Below are 19,514 nucleotides of genomic sequence, written 5' to 3'. Positions count from 1 at the left end.
GGCGGCCGCGGCGCGCGCGCAGGTCGCGGCGTAGGCGGGCGGGGCCGAGCCGTCCCGTGCGGACGGTCCCGGCGCCGACGAGGATCGCGTCGGCCAGGGCCCGCAGGGTCCGGAAGACGCGGAAGTCGGCGGCGCCGCCGAGGCCGTCCGTCCAGCCCTCGGCGTCGGTGACCGAGCCGTCCACGCTCATGACCATGCCCAGGCGCAGCCCCGGCGGGTTCCCGTAGGCGTCGTACGGGTCGACGCCGGCGGCGGCGGGCTCGGGCAGCAGGCGGCGCATGACCTGCACATTATCCAACGTCCCTTTCCCCGCCCGGGATGTCCTTTTGTCGGTGCCGGGGCGCAAGATGGGGGGATGGACCTGCCGATCAGTCCGCCGCTGCCGCCGATGCTGGCCAAGGCGGTCAAGACCATGCCCAAGGGCGATCTGCTGTACGAGCCGAAGTGGGACGGCTTCCGCTGCATCGTCTTCCGCGACGGCGACGAGGTGGAGCTGTCCAGCCGCGGCGAGAAGCCGCTCACCCGCTACTTCCCCGAGCTGGCCGAGGCGGTGCGGCGCGAGCTGCCCGAGCGCTGCGTGGTGGACGGCGAGATCGTGCTGCCGAAGGGGACGCGCCTCGACTTCGACGGCCTCCAGCAGCGCATCCATCCGGCCGCGTCGCGGATCAAGCTGCTGTCGGAGCAGACCCCGGTGTCGTTCGTGGCGTTCGACCTGCTCGCCGTCGGCGACGAGTCGCTGATGGAGGTACCGCTCGGCGAACGGCGGCGCCGGCTCGTCGACACGCTGTCAGAGGTGAAGGCGCCGATCCACGTCACGCCCGCGTCCGACTCCTATGACCTGGCGCTGCGCTGGTTCGACGAGTTCGAGGGCGCCGGGCTGGACGGCGTCATCGCCAAGCCGACGGACAGCCCGTACCAGCCAGACAAGCGCGTCCTGTTCAAGGTCAAGCACGAGCGCACCGCCGACTGCGTTGTGGCGGGCTTCCGCTGGCACAAGTCCGGGCCCATCGTGGGATCCCTGCTGCTCGGCCTCTACAACGACAAGGGCCACCTCCAGCACGTGGGGGTCGCGGCGTCGTTCACGATGAAACGGCGCGCCGAGCTGGTGGAGGAGCTGCAGCGGTACCGGCTGGAGGATCTCTCCGAGCACCCGTGGTCGGAGTGGGCGAGCCAGAGCGAGGCGACCGTCGACCGCATGCCGGGCGCCATCTCCCGCTGGACCGGCAAGAAGGACCTCAGCTGGGTGCCGCTGCGTACCGACCTTGTCGTGGAGGTGGCGTACGAGGCGATGGAGGGCGACCGGTTCCGGCACACCGCCCGCTTCCGCAATTGGCGCCCCGACCGCACGCCCGGCAGCTGCACGTACGAGCAGCTCGAAGTCCCGGTGGCCTATGACTTGGGCGACATTCTCAGCGGCGGAGCGACGAACGCACGCGTCGACCGCTGAGAGACCGGCGGCTCGACCACCGGCGCTGCGGCCGGGACGCTTCGGCGCGTCCCGGCCGCGCGGTGTCAGGGCTGGGTCTCGTTGTCGAGGGTCTGCTGGATCAGGTCCCGCTCCGGCTTCGCGGCCATCTTGGTGGACGCGTAGGGGCGCAGGTAGGTCTGGTTGACGCCGGGGACGCGGTCCTCGATGACGAACGTCGCCTTGGTGGAGCTCTTCGCGCCCGGCGTCCGGACGGTCGGCAGCGTCTTGAAGTCGGCCTTCATCTCCTCCTTGTCGATCTTCGTCAGGACGTAGCCGCGCTGGTTGTTGTAGAAGCGCAAGTGCGGGTTGATCGCGAGGAAGGGCTGGTCGGCGGGATCGGAGTCGGCGCCGTCGCCGGTGCTGGTGATGGACGTGCACACCAGCTCGGACCCGACCTTCCTGGAGTCGGGGTCGTCGTAGTCGGCCTTCAGGTCGCTCGCCCAGTGCGCGTGGACGTCTCCGGTGAGCACGACGGGGTTGCGGACCTTGGCGTCCAGCCAGCCCCCGGTGATGCGGTCACGGGACGCGACGTAGCCGTCCCAGGCGTCCATCGAGGTCTTCTTGACGGGCCCGGCGGTGTTGTCGCGCTGGGCGAAGAACACCTGCTGGCCGAGGATGTCCCAGTGGGCGTCAGAGCGGCGGAACCCGTCGAGCAGCCACTTCTCCTGCGTGTTCCCGGTGATGGAGCGCTTCGGGTCGGTGGCCTCGGGGCAGTCCTTGTAGCCGTCGCCGCAGCCCTGGTCGTCCCGGAACTGGCGGGTGTCGAGCATGTGGAAGTTGGCGAGCCGCCCCCACTGGACCCGGCGGTAGACCTGGATGTCGGGGCCCTTCGGGATGGAGCGGCGGCGCAGCGGCATGTTCTCGTAGTACGCCTGGAACGCGGCGGCGCGGCGCGCGCGGAACTCCTCGTAGGACGGCGTGTCGGAGCCCGCCTCCGGGATGTAGCCGGCCCAGTTGTTCTCGACCTCGTGGTCGTCGAACACGACGAGCCAGGGTGCGGCGCCGTGCGCGGCCTGCAGGTCGCGGTCGGACTTGTACTGGGCGTGCCGCAGCCGGTAGTCCGCCAGCGTGACGGTCTCGGGGCCCTCGTGGTCGCGGACGTTGCCGCCCGGGATGGTGTAGTCGCCCTTCTTGTACTCGTACTGGTAGTCGCCCAGGTGCAGGATCAGGTCGGGGTGCTCTTCGGCGAGCCGCCGGTACGCCGTGAAGTAGCCGTGCTCGAACTGGCTGCACGACACGAAGGCCATGGCGAGGGCGGGGCCGAAGGTGGCCGGGTGCGGGGCGGTGCGGGTCCGCCCGGCCGGGGAGACGTGGTTTCCGGCGCGGAAGCGGTACCAGTACTCGCGCCCCGGGCGGAGGCCGTTCAGCTCGACGTGGACGGAGTGGGCGGCCTGCGGGCGGGCGGCCGCGGTGCCGCGCCGCTCGATGCGGCGGAACCGCTGGTCGGACGAGACCTCCCAGCGGACGGGGATGGTCCGGGCGGGCATGCCGCCGCGACCGTCCTCGGCGTGCGGGTCGAGGGCCAGGCGGGTCCAGAGCACGAACCCGCCGGGGTCGGGGTCGCCGGACGCGACGCCGAGGGTGAAGGGGTCACCGGACAGCGTGCGGGGAGCGGCGTGGGCGGCGGTTGCGGGGGCGAGTGCGGTGCCGGCGAGGGTGGCGGTGGCGAGACCGCTGGTGACCAGGAAGGCGCGCCGGTTCAGCGGAGGTGCGGAGTCGGCCATGGAGGTGCGACCTTTCGGAGGGTTCCGGCATGGATCGCCGGACAGCCTCACGAAGATCGGTGACCTCGGGGCACCGCGCAGATGACGCCCGCCACAACAAAGACGATCTTTTGGACGGCGCTAGAAGATCACGCGGCGCGGGAAAAGGATGGTAGGCTCATGTCTTCGCACTTGCAGACAGATAGCACCATCCTATGAATAGGAGCGTAGCCGACGCATGGGACTCCGTCAAGCCGACGCTGTCAACCCGGAACGGGAAGAAAAAACGCGCGAGGCCGCGGTGCGCACCGAGCAGGAGCAGGTGTCCCGCGTCTACGCGCGGCTCGACGCCGAGCGCGCGAAGGCCGAGGCCGCGCTGCGCGAGGGCCCGGCGGCGGGCGGCGGCGCCGCCTTCCAGGCGCGGGTGGAGAGCGCCATCGCGACCGACGAGGCCGGCCGGCGGCTCGCCCAGCTCGGTGGCGTGGAGCACGCCCTGTGCTTCGGCCGCATCGACCACCGCGCCGACGCCGACGGTCCCGGCGACACGTTCTACATCGGCCGCATCGGCCTGCGCGACGAGGACCACGAGCCCATCCTGATCGACTGGCGCGCCACAGCCGCCCGCCCGTTCTACACGGCCACGCCGGGCGCCCCCGGCACCCTCGCGCGGCGCCGCCACCTGCACCTCCGCCACCGGGAGGTCGTCCGGCTGGACGACGAGGTGTTCGACCTGGAGGGCCTGGACGAGTCCGAGCGCGGCGACATCGTGGGCGAGGCCGCACTCCTCGCCACCCTCCGCCGCCGCCGGACGGGCCGGATGAGCGACGTCGTCGCCACCATCCAGGAGGAGCAGGACCAGGTCATCCGCTCCGGACTGCAGGGCGTGCTGGTCGTGCAGGGCGGTCCCGGAACCGGCAAGACGGTCGCGGCACTGCACCGGGCCGCGTACCTGCTCTACACGCACCGGGACGTCCTCGAACGACGGGGCGTCCTCGTCGTCGGCCCGAACGCCACCTTCCTCCGCTACATCGAGCAGGTGCTCCCGGGCCTCGGCGAGACCGACGTCGCGCTGGCCACGGTCGGCGAGCTGTACCCGGGCCTCAAGGCGACGGCCACCGAGACCCCGGCGGTCACCGTCATCAAGGGCGGCCGGCGCATGGCCGGCCTCGTGGAGGCCGCCGTCCTCGACCGGCAGCGCGCTCCCGCCGGCGGCCTGCGCATCGAGGTCGAAGGGCTCACGCTGGTCGTGGACGCCGAGCAGTGCGAGCAGATCCGCGACCGTGCGCGCGGCATGCGCCTCCCCCACAACGTCCAGCGGCGCCGCTTCGTCCACGACATGCTGGAGGCCCTCGCCGTCAACCGGGCCGAGCAGTACGAGCGCATCATGGACGAGCCCCTGGAGGAGATCGCCAAGTCGGGCGGGCTCCCCGACTGGCTCCAGGAGCTCATCGACGAGGCCGAGGACGAACCCCTGCTGGACGAAACGGACCTGCGCCTGGCCAAGGAGGCCCTCTGGCAGGACCCGGACGTCCAGGAGGCCCTCAACGCACTCTGGCCCGAGCTGACACCGCAGCAGTTGCTCACCGAGCTCTACGCCTCTCCCGAGACCCTCGCCCGCCTCGGGGCGCAGGTGGGCATCTCCGACTGCGCGCTCCTGCACCGCCGGCCGCGCTCCCCGTGGACGATCCCGGACGTCCCCCTCCTCGACGAGGCCGCCGAGCTCCTGGGCAGGGACGACTCCGCCGACAAGGCACGGCAGCGCGCCGCCGAAGCCGCCCGCGCCGAGGAGGAGCGCTACGCCCAGGAGGTCATCGAGGCCGTCGGCACCACGAACCTGCTCTCCGCGCGGGACGTGACCTCCGCCGGCGAGCTGGCCGACCGCCACCACGACGACGGGCCCTACCGCACCACCGCGCAGCGCGCCATGGCCGACCGCGAGTGGGCGTACGGCCACGTCATCGTGGACGAGGCGCAGGAGCTCTCGGAAATGGCCTGGCGCACGGTGATGCGCCGCGTCCCGACCCGCTCCATGACCGTCGTCGGCGACATCGCCCAGACCGGCAGCGCGGCGGGCGCCTCGTCCTGGGGCCAGATGCTCGACCACTACGTCCCGGGCCGCTGGCGCGAGCAGCGCCTCCTCGTCAACTACCGCACCCCGGCCGCCATCATGAGGGTCGCCGCCGACGTGCTCGCCGCCGTCGCCCCGGACCAGACTCCGCCCGAACCCGTCCGCGACGACGGCCCGCCGCCCGCCGCACTCGCGCTGCCGGTCGGCGAACTGCCCTCGCTCGTCGGTTCCGAGCTGTCCTTGATCACCGGTGGCGAGGGCATCGGCGGCGCGTTCAAGGAGGGCCGCCTGGCCGTCATCGCCTCCGCGGCCAGGCACAACGCCGTCCTCGCGGCCCTCCCGGACGCCGCCGCCGGCGCCACCCCGGAGGCCCTCGACTCCTCCGTGGTCGTCCTGACCTGCGAGGAGGCCAAGGGCCTGGAGTTCGACTCCGTCATCGTCGTCGACCCGTCCGGCATCCTCGCCGAATCCCCCAAGGGCGGCCAGGACCTCTACGTCGCCATGACCAGGGCCACCCGCCGCCTGACGATCGTCCACGCCAACGACCTGCCCCCGCTCCTATCGGCCTTGGAGTAGGGCGGCGAGGGTCTGGTGGAGTTCGGTCTTGATGATCTCGCCGGCGGCCGCGGGGTCCTGGGTGCGGATCGCCTCCACCAGGGCGGCGTGGGCGGCCCGGCCGTGGGCGGTGTCGGACTTGCGGACGTCCACGAGGGTGACCAGGTCGATGAGGCCGTCGCGCAGGACGGGGGTGAACTCGGCGAACAGGTCCGCCAGGACCGGATTGTGCGCGGCGGCGATGACGGCGGTGTGCAGGGCGATGTCGGCGTCGATGAAGGGCTCGATGGCCGCGCCCGTGAACGCCTCGTCGCGGGCGGACAGGGCCGTGTCGAGGGCGGTGAGGTCCGTGCCGGTGCGGCGCTCGGCGGCGAGTTCGGCGGCGCGGACCTCCAGCATGGCGCGGATCTCGTAGACGTCGGCGACGGAGGCGCGGCGGAGCCGGGCGGGCCAGTCCTCGTCCGGCTCGGTCGCGATGACGAAGACGCCGGCGCCCTGGCGGGCCTGGACGAGGCCGGCGCCGGCCAGGGCGCGCAGGGCCTCGCGGACGGTGGAGCGGCCCACGCCCAGCTCCGTGGCCAGGGTCGTCTCGCCGGGCAGCTTGGTCCCGACCGGCCATGACCCGCCGGCGATCTGGTCGCGGAGGCGCTGGGCGGCCTGCTCGACGAGCGGGCTGGGGCGCAGAGGGCCGAGCGGCATCGGGGATTCCTTCGGGAGAGTGCGGGCCTCCAGGGTAGCTTCACCTCAGCTTGTCTGAGGAGCTGAGGTGTGGTTGGGTGGACGGCATGTCGTGGCAGGGCCTTCTTCTCGGCCGCCGCGGCGGGGCCTGATCCGGACCGGCACCCCGCCGCGGGGTCCGGTGCTGCCGGTCTTCCGGCAACCGCGAAGGACAAGCCCCATGAACTTCCCGACTCTGCGCACCCCGTCCGGCCCGGTGCCGGACGGCGCGCCCTTCTGGAATCCGCAGCGCGGCAGCTCCATGCCGTTCCACCGGTACCGCTCCGTGTTCGAGCGCGTGCCGTCGCCGGTACCGGAGGTCGAGCGCACCTGGCCGTCGCGGCGCATCGAGGCCGCGCCGCTGTGGGTGCCCGTCGACCTGCGGGACGGCAACCAGGCGCTGGCCGAGCCGATGGACACCGCCCGCAAGCGCCGCATGTTCGACCTCTTCGTGACGATGGGGTTCAAGGAGATCGAGGTCGGCTACCCGTCGGCCAGCGAGACCGACTTCGGCTTCGTCCGGCATCTGGCCGAGGCGGGGATCCCGGACGACGTGACGCCCGTGGTGTTCACGCCGGCGCGGACGGAGCTGATCGAGCGGACGTTCGCGTCCATCGAAGGGCTCCCCCGGGCCGTCGTCCACCTGTACACGGCGACGGGCCCGGTGTGGCGGGACGTCGTGCTCGGCTCGGACAGGGACGGCGTGCGGCGGCTGGTCCTGGACGGGGCGGCGGACGTCGCGCGGCTCGCCAGGCCGGGCGTGCGGTTCGAGTTCTCCCCCGAGACGTTCAACTTCACCGAGCCCGACTACGCGCTGGAGGTGTGCGACGCGGTCACCGGACTGTGGGACGCGTCGCCGGACCGTCCGGTGATCCTGAACCTGCCGGCCACCGTGGAGATCGCGACGCCGAACGTGTACGCCGACCAGATCGAGTACATGCACCGGAACCTGGCCCGGCGGGACGCGGTGGTCCTCTCCGTCCACCCGCACAACGACCGCGGGACGGGCGTGGCCTGCGCCGAGCTGGCGGTGCTGGCGGGCGCGCAGCGGGTCGAAGGGTGCCTGTTCGGCAACGGCGAGCGGACGGGCAACGTCGACCTGGTCACCCTCGCCCTGAACCTGCACGCGCAGGGCGTCGACCCGCGGATCGACTTCTCCGACATCGACGAGATCCGGCAGACGGTCGAGCACTGCAACCGGCTGCCCGTCCACGAGCGGCACCCGTACGGCGGCGACCTGGTGTACACGGCGTTCTCCGGGACGCACCAGGACGCGATCGGCAAGGGCATGGCCCGCCACGCGCGGCGCGCCGCGGAGGAAGGCGTGCCGCCGGAGCAGCGGCCGTGGGACGTTCCGTACCTGCCCATCGACCCGGCCGACGTCGGACGCGGTTACGAGGCGGTCATCAGGGTCAACAGCCAGTCCGGCAAGGGCGGGATCTCCTACCTGCTGCGCACCGGGTACGCGCTGGAGTTGCCGCGCCGCCTGCAGATCGAGTTCTCCCAGGTCGTGCAGCGGGCGACGGACGGCAGTGGCGAGGAGGTCACCGCGGCGGAGCTGTGGGAGCTGTTCCGCGCCGAGTACCTCGACCGTCCCGGCCCGGTGTCGGTGATCGGCTGGCGGACGGCGTCCCCCGATCGCTCTTCCGGGGGGCGTGGGGGGTCGTCCCCCCACAGCAAACTGAGCCCGGCGCGGCATGACTTCACCGGCGTCATCCGCGTCGGCGGCGACGGCGACGGGCGCGAGTACACCGGCTCGGGCAACGGGCCGCTGGACGCGCTCACCGCCGCGCTGGCGTCCGCCGGGATCAAGGTGGACGTCCTCCAGTACGCCGAGCACTCGACCGAGTCCGGCCACGACGCGGAGGCGGCCGCCTACGCCGAATGCCGCGTGGACGGGACGACGTGCTGGGGCGCCGGGCGCGACACGTCCGTGCTGACCGCGTCGGTGGAGGCCGTCCTGTCGGCGGTGAACCGGGCGAAGGGCGCCTAGCGGGAGGGGCGGCGCAAGGGCAGGACCTGACCAAATCAGGTCGGAGTTCGTCGTGCGCCGCCCTTTACCCGGCGTCCCGGGGCGAGGAGCCTGTGGCCCGATAGTGATCATTTTCATTCCCGGAGGTGCGGGTTGGCCAGGCGATCCCTGAGACGGACCCGGCGGACGATGGCGGTGGCCGTGCTGACGGGCGCGGCGCTCGCCGGCACCGGCGGCGGCGCGACGGCGCTGGCCCGGACGTCCCCGAAGATCGTGGTGAAGGACGGCGTGACCCAGCCCGCCTTCTCCTACAAGGACGCGATCCGCGAGCACGTCTACGTCGAGTCGGGCGTGGACAGCGATCTGGACGGCGAGAAGGACCGCGTCAACGTCGACATCATCCGGCCGAAGGAGACCGAGCAGGGTCTCAAGGTGCCGGTGATCATGGACGAGAGCCCGTACTACGACAACGCCGGGCGCGGCAACGAGAGCGAGCTCAAGACCTACGACGCCGCCGGGAACCCGGTGAAGTTCCCCCTGTACTACGACAACTACTTCGTCCCCCGCGGGTACGCGTTCCTCGCCGTGGACATGGTGGGGACGACCCGCTCCGACGGCTGCCCGGTCAGCGGGGGCCCGACGGACGTCCTCGGCGGCAAGGCCGTCGTCGACTGGCTCAACGGGCGCGCCAAGGCGTACAAGCCGGACGGCAGCCCGGCCGAGGCGACCTGGACGACCGGCCGCACCGGCATGATCGGCAAGTCCTACGACGGGACGCTCGCCAACGGCGTGGCCGCGACCGGCGTCGAGGGCCTGGAGACGATCGTCCCGATCTCGGCGATCAGCAGCTGGTACGACTACAGCCGCATGAACGGCGTGAAGTACACCGACGACGAGCAGCCCTGGCTCGCCGACTACGTCGACACCGACCCGCCCGAGAAGTGCGCCGCCGTGAACGCGGGCCTCGACAAGGGCGAGGACGACGCCACCGGCAACTACAACGCCTACTGGAAGACCGCCGACTACCGGGACGGGACGATCGCGCGCGCCTCCCGCGTCCACGCGAGCATCTTCGCCTCCCACGGCGTCAACGACCTGAACGTGAAGGACGACAACTTCGCCGAGTGGTGGAACGCCCTCGCGAAGCGCGGCGTCCAGCGCAAGGTGTGGCTGTCGCAGCGCGGCCACGTCGACCCGTTCGACACGCGGCGGGACGCGTGGGTGGCGGCCCTGCACCGGTGGTTCGACCACGAACTGCAGAAGATCCCCAACGGCGTCATGCGGGAGCCGCGCGCCGACATCGAGGTCGGCCCGGACCAGTGGATCACCCAGCGGGACTGGCCGTCCCGGGACGCGCGGAACATCGTCCTGCGCCCCGGCGCGGACGGCACCCTCGGCCTGAAGCGCGCCGCCCGCGGCGCGGCCGCCACGTTCACCGACGCCGCCGGCCCCCGCGGCGCGGGCTACCCGGAGAGCGCGATGGTCGCCGACCCGACGGCCGCGCAGCCGTACCGGTCCGTGTTCGTGTCGGCGCCGCTGCCGAAGACCGGCCGACTCTCCGGCACCCCCGGCGCACGCCTGAAGATCAAGCTGGACAAGCCCACGTCCAACCTCACCGCCCTGCTCGTCGACTACGGCGACGACACCCGGGTGGACTACCTCGGCGCCGGCTCCGGCGTCCGGACCCTGACCACCGAGGACTGCCACGGCGAGAGCACGCCCGCCGACGACGCCTGCTACAAGCAGACCGAGGTCACGACGGTCACCTCGCCGGTGAACGTGGTCGCCCGCGGCTGGCTCGACGCCCAGAACGACCGGTCGCTCAGCCACCCGAAGCCGCTGAAGCCGGGCCGCTACTACGACGTCAACTGGGAGACCCTGAGCCAGGAGTACCTGCTCAAGAAGGGCCACCGCCTGGCCCTCGTCGTCGCCGGGACGGACGCCGACTACAACTACGAGAACCCCACCGGCGCCAAGGTGACGGTGGACCTGCGCGGCAGCTCCGTCAGCATTCCGGTCGTCGCCGCCGAGGAGGACGTGAACACCCTGGTCGCCCCGCCGCAACCGAGCACGACATGGCGCGGCCCGACCAACGTCACCCTGCCCGTCCAGGAGCGCAGGCTCTACTGACCCCACGCTGAGGCCCGCCGCCCACGGCGGGCCTCAGCGGAGTCACTGGTTGTCGGTGTCCTTGCTGGGCTGGACGCGTTTGGGCTCGCCCGGCATCTTCGGATAGTTCGGCGGGTACGGCATGTCGCCGAGGCCGTGGTCCTGCTCGTCGCGATCGGCCAGCTCCAGGAGCGCGTCGAGGCTGAAGGACTCGTCGTCGATGGACGCGTGGAGGTCGCCGAGCTTGGCGAAGCGGGCGGGCATCGTGGCGATGGTGAAGTCGTGCGGGTCGGCGTCGGGCAGCTCGTCCCAGGTCAGCGGGGCCGACACCGGGGCGTGCGGGGCCGGGCGGACGCTGTAGGCCGAGGCGATCGTGCGGTCGCGCGCGTTCTGGTTGAAGTCGATGAACACCTGCTCGCCGCGTTCCTCCTTCCACCACCTGGTCGTGACCTCGGCGGGGACGCGGCGTTCGACCTCGCGGCCGAAGGCGAGGGCCGCGCGGCGGACCGCGGTGAACGTCCAGCGGGGCTCGATGCGGACGTAGATGTGCACGCCGCCCTTGCCGGACGTCTTGACGTGGCCGGTGTAGCCCAGCTCCGACAGCAGGTCGCGGGCCGGGCCGAGGGCCACCCGGACGGCGTCGGAGAAGTCGGTGCCGGGCTGCGGGTCGAGGTCGATGCGCAGCTCGTCGGGGTGGTCGACGTCGCCCTTGCGGACGGGCCACGGGTGGAACGTCAGCGTGCCGAGGTTCGCCGCCCAGGCGATCACGGCGACCTCGGTCGGGCAGACCTCGTCGGCCGAACGCCCGCTGGGGAAGGCGATCCGGGCGGTCTGCACCCAGTCGGGCGCGCCCTTCGGGATGCGCTTCTGGTAGAAGGCGTCGGACTTGCCGGCGCCCATGCCCGCCTGCCCGCGGGCGTAGTCCTCCCGGGTGGCCATGCGGGCGCCCTCGAAGACGCCGGCGGGCCAGCGTTCGAGCGTCGTCGGGCGGTTCCGGGTGGCGCGCAGGATCCCCTCCCCCACGGCCACGTAGTACTCCACCAGCTGCCGCTTGGTGTACCCGTGCTCAGGGAAGTAGACCTTGTCGGGATTGGTCACCTTGACGAGCCGATCCCCGACCGGGATCTCGATGAAGGGCGAGGCCATGGCAGCACGCTAACCCACTCGTCCGACAAGGCGGCGGGTACCGTCGGAGGTATGGAGAAGATCCGCAAGAGCGAGGACGAGTGGCGGGCGCAGCTGAGCCCCGAGGAGTTCCAGGTGCTGCGCGAGGCGGGCACCGAGAAGCCCTTCACCGGCGAGTACACCGACACCAAGACCGTCGGCGTGTACCGGTGCCGCGCCTGCGGGACGGAGCTGTTCCGGTCCGGCACCAAGTTCGAGAGCCACTGCGGCTGGCCGTCGTTCTTCGAGCCGTCGGACTCGGACGCGGTCACGCTGATCGAGGACAGCTCGCTGGGCATGGTCCGCACCGAGGCCCGGTGCGCCGTGTGCGACTCCCACCTGGGCCATGTCTTCCATGGCGAGGGATACGACACACCGACCGACGACCGCTACTGCATCAACTCGATCTCCCTCACCCTCGAACCCGCCGAATAGCGCAACCGCCCGGGGGCCTGACACGTCATACTGACGGTCATTCACATTGACGGTCACCCCCGGGAGCCTCTGTGGACGAGTTCACCCCCTACGAGATCGCCTTACTCTGCGGCGGTTCCGCCCGTGTCGCGCAATGCGCGCTGCTCGCCCTCCACGAACAGCGTCGTGTGCGCGTCTCCCGAGGGACGCACCGCGTGACCGTCGTCGAGCGTGAGCCGGGCGACGCGATCCAGGCCGCACTCCTTGAAGAGATCCCCGACAGCGGCTTCCAGCTCCGCTTCGTCCTGGCGGCGGTCAGCGAATCGGCCGAGGTGAGCGACGTCGCGGACGGCCTGATCGGGAGGGGCCTGCTGCGGAGGCGGTTCCGGGGCCGGCTCTGGCGAACGCGCAGAGGCAGGGCCGCCCGGCGCCGACTCCGAGCGGACGCCGAGGCAGGGACGTCCGGCGGCCTGGGCGAACTGGGCAAGGGGTCCGCGTCGAATGCGATCGCCAAGCTGGCCGCCCTGGGTACGGGCGGCATCGCGGACACCAAGCTGCGGGAAGTCCTGGAAAGCGACGCCCCGGAGATGGTCGAGCTGCCCCGCTTCCGATTCCCCGGCCACCGGAACCTGGATGCCAGCAACCTGCCGGACGACAAGTACAGCGGCGGCAGCTACGGCGGGTACGGCGGCTACTAGCGGGTCTCGGGGACTTCGCAGTCGTCCTTGTCGCTCTGCTTGTTGGCGAGGACGACGCTGCCGTTGTCGTCGCTCTTGCCGTGGACGAAGACGCGGGGCTCGTCGTCGCCGCCGTCCTCCAGGAACTGGGTCGTCCACTTGCACAGGTCGAGGGCGGGCTTGGAGTTCTCGTCGTCCTCGCCCAGGTCGGTGTACACGCGGACGAAGGCGCCGCTGCGGCGGACGTCGGTGACGTGCTCGACGACCTTCTTGTCCGGGTCCTTGGTCGCGAAGTACGGCACCGCGTCGGTGATCTCGTCGGGGTCGCCGGCGGTTTCGATCTTCTCGTGCGGGGACGGGGAGGCGGCCGTGCCGGCTGCGACGGCGGCGCGGGGCCCGGAGCCCGAGCCGCCGGGCAGCGCCAGCACGGCGGCGGCCGCGACCAGCGCGACGGCGGCGGTCACCGCGCCGGCGGCGGCCAGCCGGCGCCGGCGTGACTCCCGCAGCGCCCCGATCAGGCGGTTCCAGCGGACCGCGAGCGCGGACGGCGGGCGCGCGTGCCGTCCGCGGGACTGCGTGGCGGGAGACTTGGTCACGGACGGCACTTTACTGCCGATTCGCCCCGCCCTCTGGCGAGTCGGCCGATGCGGTGTCAGGCGAGGCCCGCGACGAGTTCGGCGACCGGCTTGCGGCGCCCGGTGTAGAACGGCACCTCGATGCGGGTGTGCAGGCGCGCCTTCGCGCCGCGCAGGTGCCGCATCAGGTCGACGATGCGGTGCAGTTCGTCGGCCTCGAACGCGAGCATCCACTCGTAGTCGCCGAGGGCGAACGACGACACCGTGTTGGCCCGGACGTCGGGGTAGTCGCGCGCCATCTTGCCGTGCTCGGCGAGCATGGCGCGGCGCTCCTCGTCCGGCAGCAGGTACCACTCGTAGGACCGGACGAACGGGTACACGCACACGTAGTTGCGCGGCTCCTCGTCGGCGAGGAACGCGGGGATGTGGCTCTTGTTGAACTCGGCCGGGCGGTGCAGCGCCATCTGCGACCACACCGGCTCGCTGGCGCGGCCCAGCGCCGTCCGGCGGAACCGGGTGTAGACCTCCTGGAGGTCGTCGGACGTGGGCGCGTGCCACCAGAACATGAAGTCGGCGTCCGCGCGCAGGCCGGCGACGTCGTAGGTGCCGCGGGTGGTGACGTCCTTCTGGGCGGCCTGGTCGAGGAGGTCCTGGACCTCGGCCGCATCCTTGTCGCCCACGGTGCCCGGGTTCGCGACCCGGAAGACCGACCACATGGTGTAGCGGATGACGTTGTTGAGTTCGCGCGCCTTCGGCTTACCCGCCGGCTCGGTCATGGTCTGCTCCTTCTCGACTGCGCAAATGGTCCAGCACCCGGGACGCGGCCGCGCGCGCCGAGGCGATGCACGCGGGGACGCCGAGGCCGTCGTAGGCGGCGCCCGCGACGGCGAGCCCCGGTTCCGCGGCGACCGCGGCCCGGACCTTGGCCACGCGGTCGGCGTGGCCCACGTTGTACTGCGGGAGGCCGCCGCCCCACCGGGTCACCCTGCTCTCGGCGGGCAGCTCGGTGACGCCGCACGTGGCGGCGAGCTCGGCCATCGCCGTCGCCGCCAGCTCCTCGTCGGCCTTCTGGAGGGCGTGCTCCTCGCCGAACCGCCCGATGGAGCAGCGGACCGCGATGACACCGGGGTCACGGTCGCGCAGATGAGGCCATTTTACCGAGCTGAACGTGACGGCCTTGACCCCCCTGCCGCCGTTCTCGGCGGCGCTCTCCACGCCGGGGACGAGGTAGCCGCTGCCCTCCGGAAGGCGGGGGAACGCGGTCGCCCGGTAGGCGAGCGTGATGATCGCCATGCTCGCGTACTCGATGCGGGCCAGCTCGCGGGCGGCGGCGGGGACGTCCGGCTTCAGCAGCCGGGACGCCGGGGCCGCCGGGACGGCGACCAGCACGGCGTCGGCGTCGAGGTACTCGGGGTCGCGAGTGGGGCCGATGGTGAGCCGCCAGCCGTGCTCGCGGCGGCGCAGCTCGCGGACCATCGCGCCGGTCCGGATCGTCCCGCCGGCCTCGGCGAGGTCGGCGGCGACCAGGTGCGGGAGCGTGCCGAGGCCGTCCGGCAGCGTGGCGAACACCGGGCCCGGGTCCTTGGGCGCGGCGTCCCGGATGCCCTGCACGGCGCTGATCAGCGACCGGTGGGTGCGCGCGGCGGCGGCGACGGCGGGCAGCGTGGAGTCGAACGACAGCAGTTCGGCCCGGCCCGCGTACACGCCGCCGAGCAGCGGCTCGACGAGCCGGTCGACGACCTCCCGGCCGACCCGCGCCCCGATGAAGTCGGCGACGGACACGTCCGCGCCGCGGGGCGTCTCGGGCAGCACCAGGTCGAGCGGGACGCGCGCCAGCCCGGCCGGCGACAGCACCTGCGCGGCGGCCAGCGCCTTCAGGTCGGACGGGACGCCCATGACCTGCCCGGACGGGATCGGCCGCAGCGCGCCGCGGCTGAGGATCCCCGACGAGGTGGTGCCGGGGTTCACCAGGTCGCCGGAGCGGCCGAGGTCGCGCACCAGGTCCAGGCCTTCGGGGCGGCGGGCGAGCATCGACTCGGCGCCCTCGTCCACCGGGATCCCGGCGATCTCGCTGACCCGCAGCTTGCCGCCGATGCCCGGGGAGCCCTCCAGCACGGTCACCCGCACGCCGTCCCGGGCGAGCATGCGCGCGGCGGCGAGGCCGGCGATGCCGCCCCCGACGACAACGGCATGGGACGTGGTCATGGCCCCAGCTTCCCAGACGCCCCGGCGGATCGCGCACCGGGGCGCCCCGCGCGGCGGCGCGGAGATTTGTCGCCGAAGTGACAAGATCCGGAGCATCATGCCAGTGGATACTGGCGTATATGACGCCTTGGAAGACTCCACTCGCAGCCGCGGCGGCGCTACTGCTGGCCGCCGGGCTCGCCTCGCCCGTCTCCGCCGCGACGCGGGGCGACTTCAGACCGGTGTCCCTGCCGTTCTTCTGGCCGAACAACTACCTCTACGACGTCGACGCCGCCTCGCCCGACAGCGTCTGGATCTCCGGGGTCCAGGGCGAGCTGGTCGTCCCCGGCACCATCCCGGGGACCGGCCGGACGATCCCCGGCAACCCCGTCGTGCGGCGCTGGAAGAACGGCGGCTGGGTCGAGTACGGCCTCCAGGGCCTGCCCGCCCGCGCCACGATCACCGACGTCGACACCGCCGGCGCCGAGGACGTGTGGATCGACGGCACCAGGTTCGACGGCGACGCGAACGTGGCCGGCCCCTACCTGGGGCACTTCACCGGCTCCCGGTTCGACGAGGTGGCCCTGCCGGCGGCCTCCAGGACCCTGAACCTCCAGGCGAGCGGGGCCGGGGTCTGGGCGACCGTGGACGACGGCGGCGTCTACCGCCGGACGGGCGGCACGTGGACGCACGTCACCACCCTCCCGAACGTCTACCTGCGCACGTTCCACATCCGGGCCGACGATGACATCTGGGTCCTCGGCACCCCCGGCCAGTACGACCGGACGCTGGAGGCCCACCACTGGGACGGGCGGTCCTGGACGCGCGTCCCCGTGGACCAGCCGCCCGAAGGCATTAACGGCATCACCGACATGGTGGCCGTCTCCCCCACCGAAGCCTGGGCCGTCGGCGTCAGCTACCGGACGTCCCCGTCCACTCCCGTCCTGGTGCACTGGGACGGCACCTCCTGGAGCAGCGTCACCCCGCCGCCCGGCCTCAACGCGCTCACCCGGATCGTCAAGGGCGGGGACGGGACGCTCTGGGCCCTCGGGCACCTGATCGACGAGCCCGCCAAGCCGGGCCTGCTGCGCTACAGCGGCGGGACCTGGGAACGCGTCGCGACCACCGCCGTCCCGAACAGGAGCAACATCTACCCGAACGGGCTCGCCGTCGTCCCCGGCACCGGCGCGCTGTGGACGCTCGGGAGCGTGAACATCGGCGGACCGACCCTCCTCACCGACGGCTGAGCGCCCATCGGGGCACCGCGCGGATCCCGGCCCGCACAGGGGCGGGGCCGTGATCGGCGCGTGCCCTCATCGTGCCCGGATCGCGATTCGTCCCGCGGAACGGTGACCTGGGTCACCTCGTCCAAGCCTCATGCGGATCGTCAGGAGCATCACATGCGCGCTGGTCGTCCTGCTGCTGGCCGGGGTCATGGCCGCGTGCGGGGGCGGCGGCAGCGACCACTCGTCCGGTTCGTCGGCCGACCGGAAGGGCGCCGCGCCCGCCGCCACGAAGGCCGGCCGCGGCGAAGCGGGCGAAACGGGCGGAGCGCGGAACGGGACCGGCGGCAGCGCGCAGGCGCCCCTGCCCACCGGGCGTGAGGTCGTCCACACGGCGAGACTCCGGGTGCAGGCCGGGGACGTGGAGGCCGCCGCCGCGAAGGCCAAGCAGCTGGTCGGCACGGCCGGCGGCTACGTCGAGCAGGAGTCGACGTCGAGTTCACCGGCCCGCTCGGAGATCGAGTTGAAGATCCCGACCGACAAGTACACCGGTGTGCTCGATCAGCTGAGCACGCAACTCGGGAAGAAGCTCTCGCTCAGCCAGGAGGCCGAGGACGTCACCGGCGAGGTCGCCGACGTCGAGGCGCGGGTGCGGTCCGCGAAGGCCACGCTGGAGGCGTTCCGCAAGCTGCTCGACCGCGCGAAGTCGGTCGGCGAGGTCATCGACGTCGAGCAGGAGATCGCCGAGCGGGAGGCCGACTTGGAGGCGCTGCAGGCCCGCCAGAAGTCGCTCACGCAGCGCACGCAGTACGCGACCGTGACCGTGACGCTGGCGGCCGAGCCCGCGGCGCCCAAGAAGGAGGACGACTCCCGCGGCGGGTTCGTCGGCGGGCTGCAGAACGGCTGGCGCGCGTTCACCGCGTTCGTCGGAGGCGTCGCCGTCGTCCTGGGCTGGCTGCTGCCGTTCCTCGTCACGGCCGCCGTGATCGGGCTTCCCGTGCTGGCGTTCCGGCACCGGCTGCGCGACCGTTTCGCCGGTTTCACCGGCGGCGGGGCGGCGCGGCGGCCGGAGCCGGAGCCGGAGAAGGCCGCCGTCAGCGCGGGCGAGCAGGGGCCGCCGCGTCCGCAGGGCCCGCAGGGGCCGCCGCCGCCCGTCTAGCTCGCGTCCTCGGCGCTCGCCTCGTGGACGAGGTCCGCGAGGCGGGCGAGGACGTCCGGATCCATGGACGGCAGGACGCCGTGGCCCAGGTTGAAGATGTGCCCCTCGGCGGTGCGGCCGCGCGCCAGCACGTCGCGGGCCCGGCGCTCCACGGTCTCCCACGGCGCGAACAGGACCGCCGGGTCGAGGTTGCCCTGCAGGGCCTTGCCCGGCTCGACGCGGCTGACGGCCTCGTCCAGCGGGACCCGCCAGTCGACGCCGACGACGTCGGCGCCGGCCTCGCCCATCGGGCCGAGCAGCTCGCCCGTCCCGACGCCGAAGTGGATGCGCGGGACGCCGAGCGGCTCGATCTCGGCGAAGATGCGGCGGGTGTGCGGGAGGACCGACTCGCGGTAGTCGTGCGCGGCGACCGCGCCGACCCAGGAGTCGAACACCTGCACGGCGCTCGCCCCGGCCGCGATCTGCACCTTCAGGAAGGCGATCGTGAGGTCGGCCAGCCGGCCCATGAGGTCGGCCCACAGCTCCGGCTCGCCGTACATCATGGCCTTGGTGCGCTCGTGGTTCTTGGACGGGCCGCCCTCGATCAGGTACGCGGCGAGCGTGAACGGGCCGCCCGCGAAGCCGATCAGCGGCATGCTCCCGAGCTCGCCCACCAGGCCCCGGACGGCCTCGGTCACGTAGGGGACGTCGCCCGGGACGAGCGGGCGCAGCGCGTCCAGGTCGTCCGCCGAGCGGAGCGGGTCGGCGATCACCGGCCCGACGCCCGGCTTGATGTCGAGGTCGACCCCGATCGCCTTGAGCGGGACCATGATGTCGCTGTAGAAGATCGCCGCGTCCACCGCGTAGCGGCGCACCGGCTGCATCGTGATCTCCGCGATCAGGTCGGGCCGGGTGCACGACTCCAGCATCGGGACGCCCTCGCGCACCCGCAGGTACTCCGGCAGCGACCGGCCGGCCTGCCGCATGAACCACACGGGCGTGTGCGGCACCGGCAGCCGGCGGCAGGCCCGCAGGAAGGGGCTCCCGGCTAGGCCGCCGTTGTCAGGCTGGTTCGCGATGTCGTCGTTCGGGGAGGCGGCGTCAGCGGTCACGTTGTGATGGTCCCACGAAAACGCGTCGCTAAGGCACGGGAGTTGCGCGTGGGACGGCATGAACTTCCGGACACGCCGAGCGAAGTCCCGCATTCTGTCACCGGCGCATGCGAACGTGATGCGTGTCATAGCCGAGGGAGGTTCCCCCTTGTACTGCTCCACCTGCGGTGATGAACGCCTGTTCGAACGGCCGCCGTGCCCGGACGGCCATGGCGAGGAATGCCCCGAGCGGGCCTGCGCCGAGTGCGGCGCGGCCCTCCTCGTCGGGCTCCCGCCCGTGACCGCACCGGCCCCCGTCCGGGTCTCCGGCATCGCCCGGGCGCGCAGCGCCACCACCGTGCGAGCCGTGGCCTGATCGGCCCGGCCCCCGAGACGAAACCACCTGTGCCGTGCCTTTCTCCCCACCGCGTCCCCCGGCCGCCGCATGCGGCGGCC

At 72.5% G+C, this 19,514-nt stretch carries 16 protein-coding genes and 1 pseudogene; 9 read left to right on the top strand and 8 right to left on the bottom strand.

What is annotated here, in order from left to right; translation table 11 throughout:
• Positions 1-280: dihydrofolate reductase family protein (locus E1293_RS29580; protein ID WP_207939165.1), on the bottom strand; the 280-nt coding region annotated here is incomplete at its 3' end.
• 75 nt (positions 281-355) lie between these two features.
• Between E1293_RS29580 and E1293_RS29575 the strand changes: the two genes are divergently transcribed.
• Entirely contained in the window at positions 356-1,447 is a 1,092-nt protein-coding gene (locus tag E1293_RS29575; protein WP_132200771.1) for an ATP-dependent DNA ligase, read from the top strand.
• A 65-nt stretch (positions 1,448-1,512) separates the two neighbouring features.
• On the opposite strand, the gene E1293_RS29570 is transcribed toward E1293_RS29575, so the two are convergent.
• Positions 1,513-3,192: an alkaline phosphatase D family protein gene (locus E1293_RS29570; protein ID WP_132200770.1), complete on the bottom strand. Its 1,680-nt coding sequence runs from the start codon at positions 3,190-3,192 to the stop codon at positions 1,513-1,515.
• A 217-nt stretch (positions 3,193-3,409) separates the two neighbouring features.
• Between E1293_RS29570 and E1293_RS29565 the strand changes: the two genes are divergently transcribed.
• Positions 3,410-5,815: a HelD family protein gene (locus E1293_RS29565; RefSeq protein WP_132200769.1), complete on the top strand. Its 2,406-nt coding sequence runs from the start codon at positions 3,410-3,412 to the stop codon at positions 5,813-5,815.
• Here E1293_RS29565 and E1293_RS29560 read toward each other — a convergent pair.
• Positions 5,798-6,493 carry a FadR/GntR family transcriptional regulator gene (locus tag E1293_RS29560; RefSeq protein WP_132200768.1) on the bottom strand — a complete coding sequence of 232 codons (696 nt, stop codon included), beginning with the start codon at positions 6,491-6,493 and terminating at the stop codon, positions 5,798-5,800. The genes E1293_RS29565 and E1293_RS29560 overlap by 18 nt on opposite strands.
• A gap of 280 nt (positions 6,494-6,773) precedes the next feature.
• On the opposite strand from E1293_RS29560, the gene leuA reads away from it, so the two are divergent.
• Together leuA and E1293_RS29550 are read left to right on the top strand one after the other, a co-directional pair.
• Positions 6,774-8,504 (top strand): 2-isopropylmalate synthase, encoded by a 1,731-nt coding sequence (gene leuA, locus E1293_RS29555; RefSeq protein ID WP_207939166.1) that lies wholly within the window; start codon positions 6,774-6,776, stop codon positions 8,502-8,504.
• Positions 8,505-8,672: 168 nt separating this feature from the next.
• A complete protein-coding gene (locus E1293_RS29550; RefSeq protein WP_132200766.1) occupies positions 8,673-10,613 on the top strand; it encodes a Xaa-Pro dipeptidyl-peptidase in 1,941 nt (646 codons plus the stop codon).
• Positions 10,614-10,655: 42 nt separating this feature from the next.
• Here the strand turns inward: E1293_RS29550 and E1293_RS29545 are convergent, their stop codons facing one another.
• Positions 10,656-11,738, bottom strand: coding sequence for a DNA polymerase domain-containing protein (locus E1293_RS29545; RefSeq protein ID WP_132200765.1), 1,083 nt, complete (start codon positions 11,736-11,738; stop codon positions 10,656-10,658).
• A gap of 51 nt (positions 11,739-11,789) precedes the next feature.
• Here E1293_RS29545 and msrB point away from each other — a divergent pair, with 51 nt between their 5' ends.
• Positions 11,790-12,191 (top strand): peptide-methionine (R)-S-oxide reductase MsrB, encoded by a 402-nt coding sequence (gene msrB / locus E1293_RS29540; RefSeq protein ID WP_132200764.1) that lies wholly within the window; start codon positions 11,790-11,792, stop codon positions 12,189-12,191.
• 68 nt (positions 12,192-12,259) lie between these two features.
• Positions 12,260-12,868 (top strand): annotated as a pseudogene (locus E1293_RS29535) (TIGR04222 domain-containing membrane protein); the annotation flags it as partial.
• Here the strand turns inward: E1293_RS29535 and E1293_RS29530 are convergent.
• Genes E1293_RS29530 through hemG form a run of 3 tightly spaced genes read right to left on the bottom strand, consistent with a single transcriptional unit; the run spans position 12,865 to position 15,627 of the window.
• Complete coding sequence (locus E1293_RS29530; RefSeq protein WP_132200762.1) at positions 12,865-13,443, bottom strand: hypothetical protein; 579 nt, start codon at positions 13,441-13,443, stop codon at positions 12,865-12,867. The pseudogene E1293_RS29535 and the gene E1293_RS29530 sit on opposite strands and share 4 nt — an antisense overlap.
• Positions 13,444-13,499: 56 nt before the next feature.
• Positions 13,500-14,198: a hydrogen peroxide-dependent heme synthase gene (hemQ, locus tag E1293_RS29525; protein ID WP_132200761.1), complete on the bottom strand. Its 699-nt coding sequence runs from the start codon at positions 14,196-14,198 to the stop codon at positions 13,500-13,502.
• Positions 14,179-15,627: a protoporphyrinogen oxidase gene (gene hemG, locus E1293_RS29520; protein ID WP_243716731.1), complete on the bottom strand. Its 1,449-nt coding sequence runs from the start codon at positions 15,625-15,627 to the stop codon at positions 14,179-14,181. Before hemG ends, hemQ begins: the two co-directional genes overlap by 20 nt.
• A gap of 119 nt (positions 15,628-15,746) precedes the next feature.
• Between hemG and E1293_RS29515 the strand changes: the two genes are divergently transcribed.
• Complete coding sequence (locus E1293_RS29515; RefSeq protein WP_132200759.1) at positions 15,747-16,853, top strand: ligand-binding sensor domain-containing protein; 1,107 nt, start codon at positions 15,747-15,749, stop codon at positions 16,851-16,853.
• A gap of 130 nt (positions 16,854-16,983) precedes the next feature.
• Positions 16,984-17,988, top strand: coding sequence for a DUF4349 domain-containing protein (locus E1293_RS29510; protein ID WP_132200758.1), 1,005 nt, complete (start codon positions 16,984-16,986; stop codon positions 17,986-17,988).
• Here E1293_RS29510 and hemE read toward each other — a convergent pair.
• Entirely contained in the window at positions 17,985-19,001 is a 1,017-nt protein-coding gene (hemE, locus tag E1293_RS29505) for a uroporphyrinogen decarboxylase (protein WP_279473292.1), read from the bottom strand. The two genes, E1293_RS29510 and hemE, sit on opposite strands and share 4 nt — an antisense overlap.
• Before the next feature lie 226 nt (positions 19,002-19,227).
• On the opposite strand from hemE, the gene E1293_RS29500 reads away from it, so the two are divergent.
• Positions 19,228-19,434, top strand: a complete 207-nt coding sequence (locus tag E1293_RS29500; protein WP_207939164.1) for a hypothetical protein — start codon at positions 19,228-19,230, stop codon at positions 19,432-19,434.
• Positions 19,435-19,514 lie beyond the last annotated feature (80 nt).

Source organism: Actinomadura darangshiensis (assembly GCF_004349235.1).
Taxonomy (GTDB): Bacteria; Actinomycetota; Actinomycetes; order Streptosporangiales; family Streptosporangiaceae; genus Spirillospora; species Spirillospora darangshiensis.
The sequence above is the reverse complement of the archived record's forward strand: the minus strand, read 5'-3'. Positions and strand labels throughout refer to the sequence as shown.